This window comes from Actinomadura kijaniata NBRC 14229, from assembly GCF_001552175.1.
Taxonomy (GTDB): Bacteria; Actinomycetota; Actinomycetes; order Streptosporangiales; family Streptosporangiaceae; genus Spirillospora; species Spirillospora kijaniata.
On sequence record NZ_BCQR01000241.1, the window covers coordinates 1 to 13,457 of the forward strand.

The following is a 13,457-nucleotide window of genomic DNA, read 5'->3' on the forward strand; positions in this document are numbered from 1 at the left end:
CGCGGCGGGCGGGCCGTGCTGGCGGCGGCGCTCACGGCGCTGACGGCCGGGGCGCTGCTGCTGCCGGTGGCCGGGGCGGCGGTCCCGGCCGCCGCGCTGGTGTTCGTCCTCGGCGTCGCCGGGGCGACGGTCGCCCCGGCGCAGCAGCACCGGCTGATGCGCGCCGCGCCGGAGGCGGGCACGCTGCTGCTCAGCCTCAACAGCTCGGCGATCTACCTGGGGATGTCGGCGGGCGGCGCGCTGGGCGGCCTGGTGGTCGCGGGCGTGGGCGCGTCGGCCCTCGGCGCCGCCTCCGCCGTCCTGTACGTGACGGCTCTGCTGGCGACCGCGCTGGTCCGGACGGACGCGCCCGTCCCCGGCGCGGAACGCGGTCAGGCGCCGTCCCGGTCGCTCAGCGCCCGGTGAGCGCGCGACCCCTCGGGGGCCGTCATCACGACGAGTTCGAGGGCGTGCGGGCCCGGGATCACATAGCCCGCATAGTCGAGGGTGACGCGGCCCGCCCGGGGGTGGCGGAGCTCCTTGCGCCCGGTGTTCGGGCCGAGGACGTGGTGCTCCTCCCAGAACGCGGTGAAGCGGGGGTCGCACTCGGACGGCTCCGCGACCAGCCGCCTGCCCCGGGGGTCGCCGGGGTCGGCGGCCAGCGCGTCGCGCAGGCGGTACACGTTGCCCCGCGCCACCGACTCCCAGTCCGCGAACAGCGTGCGGGCCCGCGCGTCGCGGAACGCGAACCACGCGAAGTTCCGCTCGTGCGGCGGCATCTCCCCGAAGTCGGTCAGCAGCCACACCGCCGCGTCGTTCCAGGCCAGCACGTCCCGCAGCGGGCTGACCACGTACGCGGGCCAGGTCCGCACCGAGCGCAGCAGGCTCAGCGCCGGCTCGGGGACCGCGAGGGGCGCGGGCGGGGCGGGCCGCCGCGGGCCGGACGCCAGGCGGTGCAGGTGGCGGCGTTCGTCGGGGTTGAGGCGGAGGGCGGCGGCCAGGGCGTCCAGGACCTCGGGCGAGGGGTGGCGCTGGCGGCCCTGTCCGAGCCGCGTGTAGTACTCGGGGCTGATCCCCGCCAGCGCCGCCACCTCCGAACGCCGCAGCCCCGGCAGCCGCCGCGCGCCGCCGGGGGTCAGGCCGACGCTCTGCGGCGTCACCCGGGCCCGGCGGGTCCGCAGGAAGTGCGCCAGTTCGGGCTGTGCGACGTCCCGGCGGCCGCCCACGGCACGGCCTCGGCGATCACCGCGGCCGCCCTCCAGGTCGGCAGCGCCACCGGGCCCGCCGTGCTGACGGCCGTGGCCGCCACCGCCGACGGCCTGCGGGGCTCCCACCTGGCGTACGCGGCGGCCGCGGCGGTGGCGGTCGGCGGCCCTGGTGGCCGCGCGGCCATCCGCGGCGGGCGGTGCCCCCGGGACGCGTGGGGAGGGGCAAATCATTACCGGTTCAGCACCCCCGCGCCGATAACCTTGGAGCATGTCCGATCCGCAGCTCGTTCTCGCCGCACGGGTCCAGGCCGCGCTCAGCGCCGCCTTCGGCCCCTCGTACGCGGACGCCGACCCGGTCATCCGGCCGTCGCAGTTCGCCGACCTCCAGTCCAACGTGGCCCTGCCGCTGGCCAAGCGACTGGAGGGGGAGCGAGGCGGGAAGCAGAACCCGCGGGCCGTCGCGCAGGAGATCCTGGACCGGCTCGACGTCTCCGACCTGGTGAGCGACGTCCAGGTCAGCGGACCGGGCTTCCTCAACTTCACCTTCTCCGACGAGTGGATCGCCGCGCAGGCCCAGCGGGCGCTGGCCGACGAGCACCTGGACGTGCCGCGCGCCGAGCGCCCCCAGAAGGTCATCGTCGAGTACTCCTCGCCCAACGTGGCCAAGGAGATGCACGTCGGCCACCTGCGGACCACGATCGTCGGCGACGCCATCGCCCGGATCCTGGAGTTCCTGGGCCACGACGTCGTCCGCGACAACCACGTCGGCGACTGGGGCACCCCGTTCGGCATGCTCATCGAGCACCTGCTCGACCTGGGCGAGGACAAGGCCGCCTCCAACGACTCCTCGGTGTCGGACCTGACCGCCTTCTACCAGGCGGCGCGGGTCAAGTTCGACGGCGACGAGGAGTTCGCCGAGCGGTCCCGCAAGCGCGTCGTGCTGCTCCAGGCGGGCGACCCCGAGACCCTGCGGCTGTGGAACGTCCTGGTCGACGTGTCCAAGCGCTACTTCAACGTCGTCTACGGCAAGCTCGGCGTCACCCTCACCGACGACGACATCAAGGGCGAGAGCTTCTACAACGACCTGCTCGCCCCGACCGTCAAGGAGCTTGAGGACAAGGGCATCGCCCAGATCAGCGAGGGCGCCCTGGTGGTGTTCCCGCCCGGCTTCAAGGGACGCGAGGGCGAGCCCCTGCCGGTGATCATCCGCAAGAGCGACGGCGGCTACAACTACTCCACCACCGACCTGGCGACCATCCGGTTCCGGCACGACGTCGAGCACGCCGACCGCGTGGTCTACGTGGTGGGCGCGGCGCAGGCGCTGCACTTCCAGATGGTGTTCGCGGTGGCCGGGATGGCCGGGTGGACCGGCGACATGAGGCTGGAGCACGCCCAGATCGGCAACGTGCTGGGCACCGACGGCAAGCTCCTGCGGACCCGCGCGGGCGGCACCGTCAAGCTCGCCGAGCTGCTGGACGAGGCCGTCGAGCGCGCCGGGACCGAGTTCGACAAGATCGAGCGCAAGGAGCCGCTGCCCGCCGCCGAGCGCGCCGACATCGTGGAGAAGGTCGGGATCGGCGCGGTCAAGTACGCCGACCTGTCGGTGGCGCTGGACAGCGAGTACGTCTTCGACTTCGACCGGATGATCGCGTTCAAGGGCAACACCGGCCCCTACCTCCAGTACGCGGCGGCCCGGATCCGGTCGATCTTCGGCAGGGCCGGGGTCGAGCCGCAGGACGCCACCGGCCCGATCGTGCTCGGCCACGAGGCCGAACGGGCGCTGGCGCTGCGGCTGCTGGGCTTCGGCGCGGCCCTCCAGCAGGCCGGGGACGCCGCCGAGCCGCACAAGCTGGCCACCTACGTGTACTCGGTCGCCGACGCCTACACCACGTTCTACGAGAACTGCCTGGTCCTGCACGAGGACGAGGCGACCAGGGCGTCCCGGCTGGCGCTGAGCGCGGTGGCGCTGCGCACGCTGGCCACCGGCCTGGACCTGCTGGGTGTGCCCGTCCCCGAGCGCATGTAGCCGGACACGGCGCAACGTCGGCGAGGTCAGTCCCCGGAGCCGCTGGGGACTGACCTCGTCGACGTCGGCGAAGGCGCGGTCACGCCGACCGGAGGACGCTCACTGCAGGTACCCCTCGACCTCTCCGCCGGGCCGCACCTGGGCGTCGTCGGGATCCTGGCCGCTCTCGCGGCGGGCCCGGCGCTGCCGCAGCAGGTCCCAGCACTGGTCGAGGGCGACCTCCACGGTCCGGAGTCGCTGCTGCTCCTCCTCGGCCGACAGCTCCCCCTCCTGGAGGCGGTCGCGCAACCGCTGCTCCTCCTCCACCAGGTCGCCGATCCTGGCCAGGATCTCCTTGTCCTCCATGGGTCCTCCGCTCCTCGTGTCCGGCCGGAGCCCCGTCCCCGCTCGCGGCTGGGGGCTCCGACGCCGGTTCGGTCGTCGGTCAGTGTCGCATCCGGAGGGACGTTCCCCCGGACCCCCGCGACGGGCATCCGACCGAGGAGCCTCGCGTCGTCGCGGTCCTCGGTCAGGTCCGGCTCCCGGTGACGCCGTTCAGGAAGCCGCCGTCACCGGTCGACGAGTGGTTGATCATCCCGCTGTCCGGACCGCTCGGGGCGGCCTTGGACCTGGCGGCGGCCCTGCGCGCCGTCGTGCCCTTCGCGGACGTCGTCTTCCGGGCGGCCGTCGTCTTCCCGGCGGCCGTCCGGCCCGTGGTCCCCTTCCTGGACGTGGTGGCCTTCCGGGCGCCGGCGCGGGCGGTCACCGTGGAACGGCCCCCGCTCGCCGCCGCCGAGGCCTTCTTCGCGGCGGGCTTGCGGGCCGTCGTCGTCTTCCGCGCGGTGGTCTTCCGCGTGGTCGACGACCCGGTGGTGCCGCTCTTCTTGGACGTGCTCGCCTTGCCCGTGCTCGCCTTGGACGTGCCCGCCTTGCCGGTGCTCGCCTTGGCCGTCGTCCTCCCCGTGGTGGACCGGGCCGCCGAGGTCTTCCCGGCGGTGGTCTTCTTCGCGGTGGAGGTCGACTTCTTGGCGGTCTCGGCGTTCTTGCTGATGACCTTCGCGGCGGCGTCCATCGCCTTCGCGGCGTCGGCCATCGCCTTGGTGGCGGTGGTCATCGCCTTGGTCATGGCCGTCATGCCCTTGACCGCGGTGCCGGCCTTGGTCGCCACCGACTTCATCTGCGTCGCGGCGGTCTTGGCCTGCTTGGCCGCGGCGGTCACCTTGGTGGCCGCGCCCGCCGAGCCGCGGGTTCCGGTCGTGGTCTTCTTCGCGGCGGAGGCGGTGGAGCCGCCCTTCGCCGCGGTGGACTTGGCCGCGGAGGTCCTCTTCGCGGCGGCCGTCTTCGTTCCCGCCGCACCCGACCGGGACGTGGTCGCCTTCTTGGCGGACGTCCGTCCGGTCGCGCTGGCGGTGACCCCGGACCGCGCCGCCGTCGTCCTGGCGGCGGCGCTGGTCCGCTTGGCGGCGGGCTTCTTCGCCGCCGTCGTGGTCTTCCTGGTGCTGCTCTTCGCGCGGCTCGCCGAGGTACGGCTGTTGGTAGCGCGCGGTGTCGTAGTGGTAGGCACTGATCTACCCCCCGTGATGATCAGTTACGGGGAGATCTATTCCACACTTGTCGCAGCTCTACACACACTTCACCGTTTGCGGCACTAGACGCCCACCGGATGCCACACCGTCTTCGTCTCCAGGAACGCGGTCATCCGCTCCGTTCCGGGCTCGTCCGACCAGTCGCCCGGCACCGGTCGAAGCACCCGCTTGAGGTTGTCGGCCGCGGCCTCCTCAAGCGCCTTGACCTGCGCTTCCTCGGCTCCGGCGAGGTCGATGGCGTTGACGTCCATGTGCGAGGCGAGCCACGGCGCGAGCTCCGCACGGCGGCCCGTCAGCAGGTTCACGACACCGCCGGGCAGGTCGGACGTCGCCAGCACCTCCGCGAACGTGATCGCGGGCAGCGGCGACGGCTCGGACGCGACGACGACCGCGGTGTTGCCCGACACGATCGCGGGCGCGACGACCGACACCAGGCCGAGCAGCGGCGAGTCCGGCGCGACGATCCCGACGACGCCGGTCGGCTCCGGGGTGGAGAAGTTGAAGAACGGCCCGGCGACCGGGTTGGCCGAGCCCGCGACCGCGCCGAGCTTGTCGGCCCAGCCCGCGTACCAGACCCAGCGGTCGATCGCCGCGTCCACCTCGGCCGTCGCCGCGTTCTTGGCGAGCCCGGCGGCGCGCAGCTCGTCGGTGAACTGCGCGCGGCGGCCCTCCAGCATCTCGGCGATCCGGTAGAGGATCTGCCCCCGGTTGTAGGGGGTGCGCGACGACCATCCGCCGAACGCCTTGCGCGCCGCGCCGACCGCGTCGCGCACGTCCTTGCGGGAGGCCCGCGAGGCGTTGGCGAGGAACCTGCCCCTGGCGTCGTTCACCACGTACGACCTGCCGGACTCCGAGCGGGGGAACGCTCCCCCGATGAACAGCTTGTAGGTCTTGCGCACCGCGAGACGATCAGACATTGAGGTACGCCTCCAGCCCGTGCCGTCCGCCCTCGCGGCCGAAGCCGGACTCCTTGTAGCCGCCGAACGGCGACGCCGGATCGAACTTGTTGAACGTGTTGGCCCACACCACCCCGGCGCGGAGGCGTTCGGCCATCCACAGGATGCGCGAGCCCTTCTCCGTCCAGACCCCGGCGGACAGGCCGTAGGGGGTGTTGTTGGCCTTCTCGACGGCCTCGGCGGGCGTGCGGAACGTCAGCACCGACAGCACCGGCCCGAAGATCTCCTCGCGGGCGATGCGGTGCGACTGGGCGACGCCCGTGAACACCGTCGGCGCGAACCAGAACCCGCGCTGCGGCAGCGCGCAGTCCGGGGCCCACCGGGTCGCGCCCTCCTGCTCCCCGGCGCCGGCCAGCTCGCGGATCTTCTCCAGCTGGGCGGCGGAGTTGATGGCGCCGACGTCGGTGTTCTTGTCCAGCGGGTCGCCCACGCGCAGCGTCCGCATGCGGATCTTGAGGCGCTCCAGCAGCTCGTCGGCCACCGACTCCTGCACCAGCAGGCGGGAACCGGCGCAGCACACGTGGCCCTGGTTGAAGAAGATGCCGTTGACGATGCCCTCGACGGCCTGGTCGAGGGGGGCGTCGTCGAAGATGACGTTGGCGGCCTTGCCGCCCAGCTCCAGCGTCAGCCTCTTGGGGGTGCCCGCGACCGAGCGCGCGATCTGCTTGCCGACCTCGGTGGAGCCGGTGAAGGCGACCTTGTCGATCCCGGCGTGCTCGACCAGCGCCCGGCCGGTGTCGCCCGCGCCGGTGATGATGTTGACGACGCCCGGCGGCAGGTCGGCCTGCCGGCAGATCTCCGCGAACGCCAGCGCGGTCAGCGGCGTCGTCTCGGCGGGCTTGAGCACGACGGTGTTGCCGCACGCCAGCGCCGGGGCGATCTTCCAGGCGAGCATGAGCAGCGGGAAGTTCCAGGGGATGACCTGGCCCGCGACGCCCAGCGGCCGGGGGTCGGGGCCGAGGCCCGCGTGGCCGAGCTTGTCGGCCCAGCCGGCGTAGTAGAAGAAGTGGGCGGCGACCAGCGGCAGGTCCACGTCGCGGGACTCGCGGATGGGCTTGCCGTTGTCGATCGACTCCAGGACGGCCAGCTCGCGCGACCGCTCCTGGACCAGGCGGGCGATGCGGAACAGGTACTTGGCGCGTTCCCGGCCCGGCATCGGGCCCCACACCTTGTCGTGGGCCCGGCGGGCGGCCTTGACGGCGCGGTCCACGTCGGCCTGGTCGGCGGTCGCGATCTCGGCGAGGACGTCCTCGTTCGCCGGGTTGATGCTCTTGAACGGCTCGCCGTGGCCGTCGGTGAACTCACCGTCGACGAACAGCCCGTACGACGGCCTGATGTCGACGACGTCCCGCGACTCGGGCGCCGGCGCGTACTCGAAGTTCATGATCAGTCCAGCGTGAAGTAGTCGGGACCGGAGTAGACGCCGGTGGCCAGCTTGCGGCGCTGCATCAGCAGGTCGTTGAGCAGGCTGGACGCGCCCAGGCGGAACCACTTCGGGCTCAGCCAGTCGGGACCGGCGGTCTCGTTCACCAGCACCAGGTACCTGATGGCGTCCTTGGTGGTGCGGATGCCGCCGGCGGGCTTGACGCCGACCATGCGTCCGGTCGCGGCGCGGAAGTCGCGCACCGCCTCCAGCATGATCATGGTGACGGGCAGCGTCGCGGCGGGCGAGACCTTGCCGGTGGAGGTCTTGATGAAGTCGGCCCCGGCGCGCATGGCCAGCCAGGACGCGCGGCGCACGTTGTCGTAGGTGACCAGCTCGCCGGTCTCGAAGATGACCTTCAGGTGGGCGTCGCCGCAGGCCTGTTTGGTCGCGACGATCTCCTCGTGCACCTTGAGGTAGTCGCCGGCCAGGAACGCGCCCCGGTCGATCACCATGTCGATCTCGGTGGCCCCGGCCGCGACGGCGGCGCGCGTGTCGACCAGCTTGGCCTCCAGCGGCGCCCGTCCGGACGGGAACGCCGTGGCCACGCTCGCGACGCCGATGCCGGTCCCCTTCAGGGCGCCGACCGCGTGCTCCACCATGTCGGGGTACACGCAGACGGCCGCGACCCGCGGGACGTCCGGGTCGGACGGGTCCGGCCGGGCGGCCTTGGCGCACAGCGCCCGGACCTTGCCCGGCGTGTCGGCCCCCTCCAGGGTGGTGAGGTCCACCATGGTGATGGCCATGTCGATCGCCTGGGCCTTGGCGTCGTTCTTGATGGAACGGGTCGCCAGCCGGGCGGCGCGCTCGTCCGCCCCGACCTGGTCGACACCAGGCAACCCGTGCAGGAAAGCGCGCAGCTCGGCCCCGCTGGCGGGCGCGCTGGTGAGAGTCTCCGTTGACACGTCCCCAGCATCACCCACGATCGGCTGGGAACAAAACCAGCCCAATCCCGTTTCGGTCACAACCCCGTGTGGGATATCAACGTCGTCGCACCGGTTCGTGAAATTCTCAGTCAATGCGCCCTCTCCCCGAACTGACCGACGTCCCCGATCCGGCCTGGCCCGCGCTGTCGGACCGCCTCGCCGCGGCCGCCGTTCCGCTCCGGGTCCTGGAGCCCGACCCGGAGGGCGCGCGCACCTGCCTGCTCCAGCTCCAGGTCACGGCCCGGTCGTGGCTGGGGGCGCTGATCCTCAACTGCGGCGGCCTGCTGCTGGACGACGGCTGGTTGCGGGTCTACGGCGGCGGCGGGCCGGGGCTTCCGGGCCTGGGGCGGGTCAACGCGTTCGACGAGGGCCGCGACCCGGCGGAGGGTCTGGTCGTCGCGCACGACGTGCTGGGCGGAGTGTTCGCGTTGAACGGCATCGACCCGGCCGCGGCGGGCCGCCCCGGACAGCCCGGCGAGGTGATCTACTTCGCGCCGGACGCGCTGCGCTGGGAACCCCTGGACGTGGGGCACGGCGACTGGCTGGCGTGGCTGCTGGAGGGTCCGCTGGACGACTTCTACGGAACGCTCCGATGGCCCGGCTGGCGCGAGGAGATCGCCGCGCTACCCCCGACGGAGGGGATTACGGTCTATCCGTTTCTCTGGTCGGCTGAGGCCCAACAGAACCTTCCGAAGACGACCCGCCGCCCGGTCCCGATGCGCGAGCTGCTGAGCCTCAGCGGGCACTGCTGCGCGACCCTGGGGGAATGCGACCCGGGCTTCCTGGGCGCGTTCTGACCCCATCCGGCCGCGCGCCGCGCCGGTGCCGCTTGTCCCCGGCGGGCCCGTCGGCGAGGGTGGAGGCGGACCCTGAGGAGGTGGCATGGCGGAGCGCTTCGCCGACCTGGAGGAACCGTTCCTGCGCTTCACCCGGGAGATCGTGTGGTGCACGGTGACGACGGTCTCCCCCGAGGGGCGGCCCCGGTCCCGGATCCTGCACCCGGTCTGGGAGGTCGTCGACGGGCGGCCGGTCGGCTGGGTCTTCACGGGGCGGACGCCGGTCAAGACCCGGCACCTGGCGGCGAACCCGCACGTGGCGTTCTCCTACTGGACGCCCTCGCACGACACCGTGCTCGGCGAGGCCGTGGCGTCGTGGGTGGAGGACCAGGGGGCCAAGCAGCACGTGTGGGACCTGATCACGACCGCGCCGCCGCCGCTCGGGTACGACCTGGCCGGGTTCGGGCTGTCGGGGCCGCAGGACCCGGCGTTCACCCCGCTGCGGCTGGACGCGACGCGCGTTCAGGTGCTCGACGGGTCGGACGTGCCCAAGGACTTCAAGCCGCGCATGGCGGTCATCGAACCTCGCTGAGGCGGCGGCGGAGCAGGCAGAACTCGTTGCCCTCCGGATCGGCGAGGACGTGCCAGCCCTCCTCGCCGGTCTGGCCGACGTCGGCGGGCCGCGCCCCGATCTTCAGCAGCCGGTCGAGCTCGGCCTCCTGGTCGCGGTCGGTGGCGTTGACGTCGAAGTGCAGGCGCGGCTTGCCGGCGCGGGGCTCGTCGGAACGGTTGAACACCAGCACCGGCCGGAGCCCGCCGGGACCCGGCGGCGGCCCGATCTCGATGTCGTCGCCGTCGCGTCGGAGCACCGTGTAGTCCAGGACCTCGCACCAGAACGCCGCCAGCCGCTCCGGGTCCGCGCAGTCGATGACGATCTCGCTGATTCGGCACGCCATGCCGGGTCTTTACCCGCCTGTGGCGCGCCAACCGCGAGCGGCCACCCGGCGGAGGCATAGTCGCGGCGCGGGTGCGGAAGGAAGGGAGGGCACAGCAGGTTCCCACCACGAGGTGATCATGAGATTCCGTCCGCGTCTCCACCAGCTTCCACCGCGCGTCGCCACCGGGGCGTTCATCCTGAACTCGGGCCTCAGCAAGCGGAACGCCGACAAGGACACCGCCGCCGCGCTGCACGGGATGGCCTCGACCGCCTACCCGTTCCTGAGATCACGCGATCCGGAGGAGTTCGTCCGGACGCTGTCGCGCGCCGAGATCGCCGTCGGGGCGGCGCTGCTGCTGCCGGTGGTCCCGTCGTTCGTGGCGGGCGCGGCGCTGGCGGCGTTCTCCGGCGGCCTGGTCGGCATGTACCTGCGCATCCCGGGGATGCGCGAGGAGGGCGGCCTGCGCCCGACCGAGCAGGGCCTGCCCATCGCCAAGGACGTGTGGATGCTCGGCATCGGCGCGGGCCTGGTCCTTGAGGATCTGCTGAACGGCCGGAAGAAGTAGTCCGGCCGCTACCGCGGCGCGCAGACCGACGCCACCGCGCGGGCCAGGGCGGCGCGGTGCGGGGCGTCCAGGGCGCGTCCGGCGCGCGTGACCTCCGCCGCCAGGCGGGGGCGGCAGGACGGGCTCGCGCGGATCCTCTCGGACGTCCTGACGGCGTCGAGGATCTCGACGGTGAGACGGTCCAGCACGGGGCGGACCTCGGTGTCGAGGTCGGGACGGGTCTTCGGGGCCCGGTCCGGGTGCGCGGCCCAGCGGCGGAACAGGGCCCGCTGGACGAGCTTGCCCGCCTCGATCTGGTCGCGGAAGATCGCGATGGCCCGTACCGGGTCGACGCCCGCCCGCGCCGAGCGCCCGGCGACCTCGTCGAGGACCTTCCGCTCCCGGACCGGGTCGTCGATCGGCCGGCCGGTGCCGAACTTGGCGGCGGCCACCCGGTCGGCGACGGCGAGGCGTTCGGCGGACAGCCCGACCAGCGGCCCGAGCGACGCCGGCCCCGGCGGGACGGCGGTCAGCAGCGCGCAGCCGAGCGCGGCGGCGGGGAACGGCATGGGTGTCCTCCCTGGCGGTCGTGGATGCCGGATCGGGCGCGCGGGTCTCCGACACCTCCTGATCATGCTCGCCTAACGTGGAGACATGCTGGAGCGACCCGAGGACCTGCGCGAGGACGAACTGCTGCGGACGCTGGGCGAATGGGGGCTCGGCGACGTCTCGTTGACGTACGCCGCGGTCGGGTTCGGCGACCACCACTGGGTCGCCGGGGCCGACCGGAGGTGGTTCGTGACCGTCGCGGACCTGGTGACCAAGGGCGACACGCTGGACGGCCTGCGCGCCGCCATGGACACCGCCTACGAGCTGCGGCAACGCGACGGCCTCGACTTCGTGGTCGCGCCGCTGCCGACCCCCGCCGGGCAGACCGTCCGGCCGCTCGGGCCGCGGTACGCGGTGAGCGTGTTCCCGTTCCTGGACGGCGTCTCCGGGGAGTTCGGCCGGGAGTGGACGCCGCGGGAGCGCGCCGACGTCCTCGGCCTGCTGGCGGTGCTGCACCGGCAGCGGCCCCCGGCCGCCGCCCCGGTCCTGCGCCCGGAGCTGGGGCTGCGCGGCCTGCTGGAGAAGGCCCTGGCCGGGAGCCTCCAGTGGGCGGAGGGGCCGTTCTCCGACCCCGCGCGGAGCCTGCTGCGCGAGTACGCTCCCGTGCTGCGCCAGCGCTTGGCCGAGTTCGACGCCCTGGTCACCGAGCTGGACGGCGCGCCCGTCGTCACCCACGGCGAGCCCCATCCGGGCAACCTGCTCTCCCACGACGGCGGCTACGCGCTGGTCGACTGGGACACCGCCGGGCTGGCCCCGCCCGAACGCGACCTGTGGTCGGTCGTGCGGGGCCCCGACGACCTGGCCCGCTACGCCGAGATCTCCGGGCGGACCCCGGACCCGGCCGCGCTGTGCCTCTACCGCCTCCGCTGGGACCTGGAGGAGACGTGCGTGTACACCGACTGGTTCCGCTCGCCGCACGTCCGCTCCCCGGACATGGAGGAGGGCTGGAACGGCCTGGTGGAGACCCTGCGGAACCTCGCCCACGAGCGATGAGCCCCGGGGCCCGGCCTTCCGCCGGGGGTCAGTGCGGGTACTGGCGGGGCGGGCGGGTCTTCGGCCGGGACTCGCGGAAGTCCTCGATGATCGAGGTGATCTGCCGGGTGAGGTAGGTGTCCTCGATCGCGTCGCGGTACAGCAGGCGGTTCGCCAGGGCGTCCAGGTCCACCGCGAAGTACATCGCCATCAGCGGGTTGACGAACAGCTCGCTGTCGCGGGTGCGGTCGGTGAAGCGGACGTCGCCGAACTCGCCGCGCAGCGCCGCGGCGATCGAGCCGTGCACGATGCTCGGGCGGTCCGGGGTCGCCGCGGCGGCGTGGGCCACGGCGTCCTGGTACAGCGCGGCCTCCCGGCTGTCGCGGGGGATCGAGAAGGCGCCCAGGTAGGCCCCCTCCCGGTCCAGCGCCGCCAGGTTCTCCAGCACGTGGACGTGGCTGATCCCGTGGTAGGAGTCCACGCCGAAGCCCAGGCTGAGCACCAGCTTCTCGGGGACGTCCAGGCCGTGCACCGCCGCCAGGCTCGCCATGTCCTCGGTCGGCGTCCCCAGGCCGTGCTCGTCGCCGCGCATCAGGATGTCGGTGCCGCCGTCCACCAGCACGACCGCGTCGACGTCCAGGTGCTCGACCAGCGCGCGGTAGGCCGCCCGCAACGGCTGGACGCCCAGCTTGGGGAACGCGTACACCGTCGACGGCAGCCGGTGGCGGCCCAGCCAGCGGGCCAGCGCCCCCTCGGGGAAGTACCAGTCGAGGGTCTCGGTCTCGGGGGTGATCTCGGCGACGTCCTCGGCCAGCCACACCTGGGACGGCAGGGACTCGATGAAGCTGAACGAGAAGCTCGCCAGGTGGGCCGTCCTGCCCTGCGCCCACAGCGACAGCGCCAGGGGGAGGCCCGCGTACACGTCGAAGCCGCCGCCCGCGCCCGCGATGAGGACGCGTTCGGCCGCCTTGAGGCGGGTGAAGACCGGGGGTTCGGAAAGGGTGAACATCGCCGCGAACCGTATCGCTCCGAAGATCTTGCGAACCAGAGCCCGGAACGCGTCGTCACACAGAACGGGCGCCCGCGTTCCTCGGGGGTGAAGGCGGGCGCCCCCTCCTCAGTACGGTGACGGCCCGCCGAACATCTCGCTGAGGCGCGGGGCCAGCTCGACGTCGCCCCGCAGCTTCAACCGGCCGTCCATCAGCAGCGTCGCCGGGTTCGCGTCGCCCGCCAGGACCCGCAGGAAGTCGGCGGTCGCGGCGGTCACCGTGAGCGCGGGCTCCCGCGCCGGGCCCGGCCGGGACCGCGCCCTCCCGTCGGCCACCCGGATCGTCCACTCCGTCGCCGTGCCGTCCCGGCGGGTCAGCCGGAACATCAGCTCCCCCTCGAACCCGCCCGCCATCGCCGGGTCGAAGGCCCGCGCCATCCCGGCGAAGAAGACGCGCTGCGCCCGCGTGCCGAAACGCCGCTCGATCCGCTCGTCCGACGCGCCGTGGACCAGCCGGTGGAACCCCTGCTGGACGCGCCGCCGCCCG

15 protein-coding genes and 1 pseudogene are annotated in these 13,457 nt (G+C 73.2%); 7 read left to right on the top strand and 9 right to left on the bottom strand.

Annotated elements, in window-relative coordinates:
• Nucleotides 1-405: pseudogene (locus tag AKI01S_RS52270) on the top strand (hypothetical protein); the annotation flags it as partial.
• Here AKI01S_RS52270 and AKI01S_RS45525 read toward each other — a convergent pair.
• Nucleotides 372-1,205, bottom strand: coding sequence for a helix-turn-helix transcriptional regulator (locus AKI01S_RS45525; RefSeq protein ID WP_067832522.1), 834 nt, complete (start codon nucleotides 1,203-1,205; stop codon nucleotides 372-374). The pseudogene AKI01S_RS52270 and the gene AKI01S_RS45525 overlap by 34 nt on opposite strands.
• Before the next feature lie 250 nt (nucleotides 1,206-1,455).
• On the opposite strand from AKI01S_RS45525, the gene argS reads away from it, so the two are divergent.
• Nucleotides 1,456-3,213, top strand: coding sequence for an arginine--tRNA ligase (argS, locus tag AKI01S_RS45530; protein WP_067832524.1), 1,758 nt, complete (start codon nucleotides 1,456-1,458; stop codon nucleotides 3,211-3,213).
• 99 nt (nucleotides 3,214-3,312) lie between these two features.
• Here the strand turns inward: argS and AKI01S_RS45535 are convergent, their stop codons facing one another.
• Nucleotides 3,313-3,558, bottom strand: coding sequence for a DUF2630 family protein (locus tag AKI01S_RS45535; protein WP_067832525.1), 246 nt, complete (start codon nucleotides 3,556-3,558; stop codon nucleotides 3,313-3,315).
• A 179-nt stretch (nucleotides 3,559-3,737) separates the two neighbouring features.
• On the opposite strand from AKI01S_RS45535, the gene AKI01S_RS45540 reads away from it, so the two are divergent.
• A complete protein-coding gene (locus AKI01S_RS45540; RefSeq protein ID WP_067832526.1) occupies nucleotides 3,738-4,844 on the top strand; it encodes a hypothetical protein in 1,107 nt (368 codons plus the stop codon).
• Here AKI01S_RS45540 and AKI01S_RS45545 read toward each other — a convergent pair.
• The 3 genes from AKI01S_RS45545 to deoC are packed head-to-tail and all read right to left on the bottom strand — an operon-like array spanning nucleotide 4,841 to nucleotide 8,062.
• The gene (locus AKI01S_RS45545) at nucleotides 4,841-5,695 is read right to left on the bottom strand and encodes an aldehyde dehydrogenase family protein (protein WP_067832528.1); all 855 of its coding nucleotides are present in this window, start codon (nucleotides 5,693-5,695) and stop codon (nucleotides 4,841-4,843) included. The two genes, AKI01S_RS45540 and AKI01S_RS45545, sit on opposite strands and share 4 nt — an antisense overlap.
• A complete protein-coding gene (locus AKI01S_RS45550) occupies nucleotides 5,688-7,118 on the bottom strand; it encodes an aldehyde dehydrogenase family protein (protein ID WP_067832529.1) in 1,431 nt (476 codons plus the stop codon). Before AKI01S_RS45550 ends, AKI01S_RS45545 begins: the two co-directional genes overlap by 8 nt.
• Before the next feature lie 2 nt (nucleotides 7,119-7,120).
• Nucleotides 7,121-8,062, bottom strand: a complete 942-nt coding sequence (gene deoC / locus AKI01S_RS45555; RefSeq protein ID WP_067832530.1) for a deoxyribose-phosphate aldolase — start codon at nucleotides 8,060-8,062, stop codon at nucleotides 7,121-7,123.
• Between the two features lie 113 nt (nucleotides 8,063-8,175).
• On the opposite strand from deoC, the gene AKI01S_RS45560 reads away from it, so the two are divergent.
• Both AKI01S_RS45560 and AKI01S_RS45565 read left to right on the top strand, forming a co-directional pair.
• A complete protein-coding gene (locus AKI01S_RS45560; RefSeq protein WP_067832531.1) occupies nucleotides 8,176-8,880 on the top strand; it encodes a DUF2625 family protein in 705 nt (234 codons plus the stop codon).
• Nucleotides 8,881-8,965: 85 nt separating this feature from the next.
• Nucleotides 8,966-9,451 (top strand): pyridoxamine 5'-phosphate oxidase family protein, encoded by a 486-nt coding sequence (locus AKI01S_RS45565; RefSeq protein ID WP_067832533.1) that lies wholly within the window; start codon nucleotides 8,966-8,968, stop codon nucleotides 9,449-9,451.
• On the opposite strand, the gene AKI01S_RS45570 is transcribed toward AKI01S_RS45565, so the two are convergent.
• Nucleotides 9,435-9,815: a VOC family protein gene (locus AKI01S_RS45570; RefSeq protein ID WP_067832534.1), complete on the bottom strand. Its 381-nt coding sequence runs from the start codon at nucleotides 9,813-9,815 to the stop codon at nucleotides 9,435-9,437. The genes AKI01S_RS45565 and AKI01S_RS45570 overlap by 17 nt on opposite strands.
• 118 nt (nucleotides 9,816-9,933) lie before the next feature.
• Between AKI01S_RS45570 and AKI01S_RS45575 the strand changes: the two genes are divergently transcribed.
• Nucleotides 9,934-10,362, top strand: coding sequence for a hypothetical protein (locus AKI01S_RS45575; RefSeq protein ID WP_067832539.1), 429 nt, complete (start codon nucleotides 9,934-9,936; stop codon nucleotides 10,360-10,362).
• 8 nt (nucleotides 10,363-10,370) lie between these two features.
• Here the strand turns inward: AKI01S_RS45575 and AKI01S_RS45580 are convergent, their stop codons facing one another.
• A complete protein-coding gene (locus tag AKI01S_RS45580; protein WP_067832535.1) occupies nucleotides 10,371-10,910 on the bottom strand; it encodes a chorismate mutase in 540 nt (179 codons plus the stop codon).
• An 85-nt stretch (nucleotides 10,911-10,995) separates the two neighbouring features.
• Between AKI01S_RS45580 and AKI01S_RS45585 the strand changes: the two genes are divergently transcribed.
• Nucleotides 10,996-11,943 carry a phosphotransferase enzyme family protein gene (locus AKI01S_RS45585; RefSeq protein WP_157420615.1) on the top strand — a complete coding sequence of 316 codons (948 nt, stop codon included), beginning with the start codon at nucleotides 10,996-10,998 and terminating at the stop codon, nucleotides 11,941-11,943.
• A gap of 28 nt (nucleotides 11,944-11,971) precedes the next feature.
• On the opposite strand, the gene AKI01S_RS45590 is transcribed toward AKI01S_RS45585, so the two are convergent.
• Nucleotides 11,972-12,931, bottom strand: a complete 960-nt coding sequence (locus AKI01S_RS45590; protein WP_067832537.1) for a DUF1152 domain-containing protein — start codon at nucleotides 12,929-12,931, stop codon at nucleotides 11,972-11,974.
• A 108-nt stretch (nucleotides 12,932-13,039) separates the two neighbouring features.
• A partial coding sequence (locus AKI01S_RS45595; RefSeq protein ID WP_067832538.1) for an SCP2 sterol-binding domain-containing protein occupies nucleotides 13,040-13,457 on the bottom strand: 418 nt, incomplete at its 5' end.

Coding starts and splice junctions, on each gene's coding strand:
- argS (WP_067832524.1), top strand. CDS start 1,456: ATGTCCGATCCGCAGCTCGTTCTCGCCGCACGGGTCCAGGCCGCGCTC.
- AKI01S_RS45535 (WP_067832525.1), bottom strand. CDS start 3,558: ATGGAGGACAAGGAGATCCTGGCCAGGATCGGCGACCTGGTGGAGGAG.
- AKI01S_RS45545 (WP_067832528.1), bottom strand. CDS start 5,695: ATGTCTGATCGTCTCGCGGTGCGCAAGACCTACAAGCTGTTCATCGGG.
- AKI01S_RS45550 (WP_067832529.1), bottom strand. CDS start 7,118: ATGAACTTCGAGTACGCGCCGGCGCCCGAGTCGCGGGACGTCGTCGAC.
- AKI01S_RS45560 (WP_067832531.1), top strand. CDS start 8,176: ATGCGCCCTCTCCCCGAACTGACCGACGTCCCCGATCCGGCCTGGCCC.
- AKI01S_RS45565 (WP_067832533.1), top strand. CDS start 8,966: ATGGCGGAGCGCTTCGCCGACCTGGAGGAACCGTTCCTGCGCTTCACC.
- AKI01S_RS45570 (WP_067832534.1), bottom strand. CDS start 9,815: ATGGCGTGCCGAATCAGCGAGATCGTCATCGACTGCGCGGACCCGGAG.
- AKI01S_RS45575 (WP_067832539.1), top strand. CDS start 9,934: ATGAGATTCCGTCCGCGTCTCCACCAGCTTCCACCGCGCGTCGCCACC.
- AKI01S_RS45580 (WP_067832535.1), bottom strand. CDS start 10,910: ATGCCGTTCCCCGCCGCCGCGCTCGGCTGCGCGCTGCTGACCGCCGTC.
- AKI01S_RS45585 (WP_157420615.1), top strand. CDS start 10,996: ATGCTGGAGCGACCCGAGGACCTGCGCGAGGACGAACTGCTGCGGACG.
- AKI01S_RS45590 (WP_067832537.1), bottom strand. CDS start 12,931: ATGTTCACCCTTTCCGAACCCCCGGTCTTCACCCGCCTCAAGGCGGCC.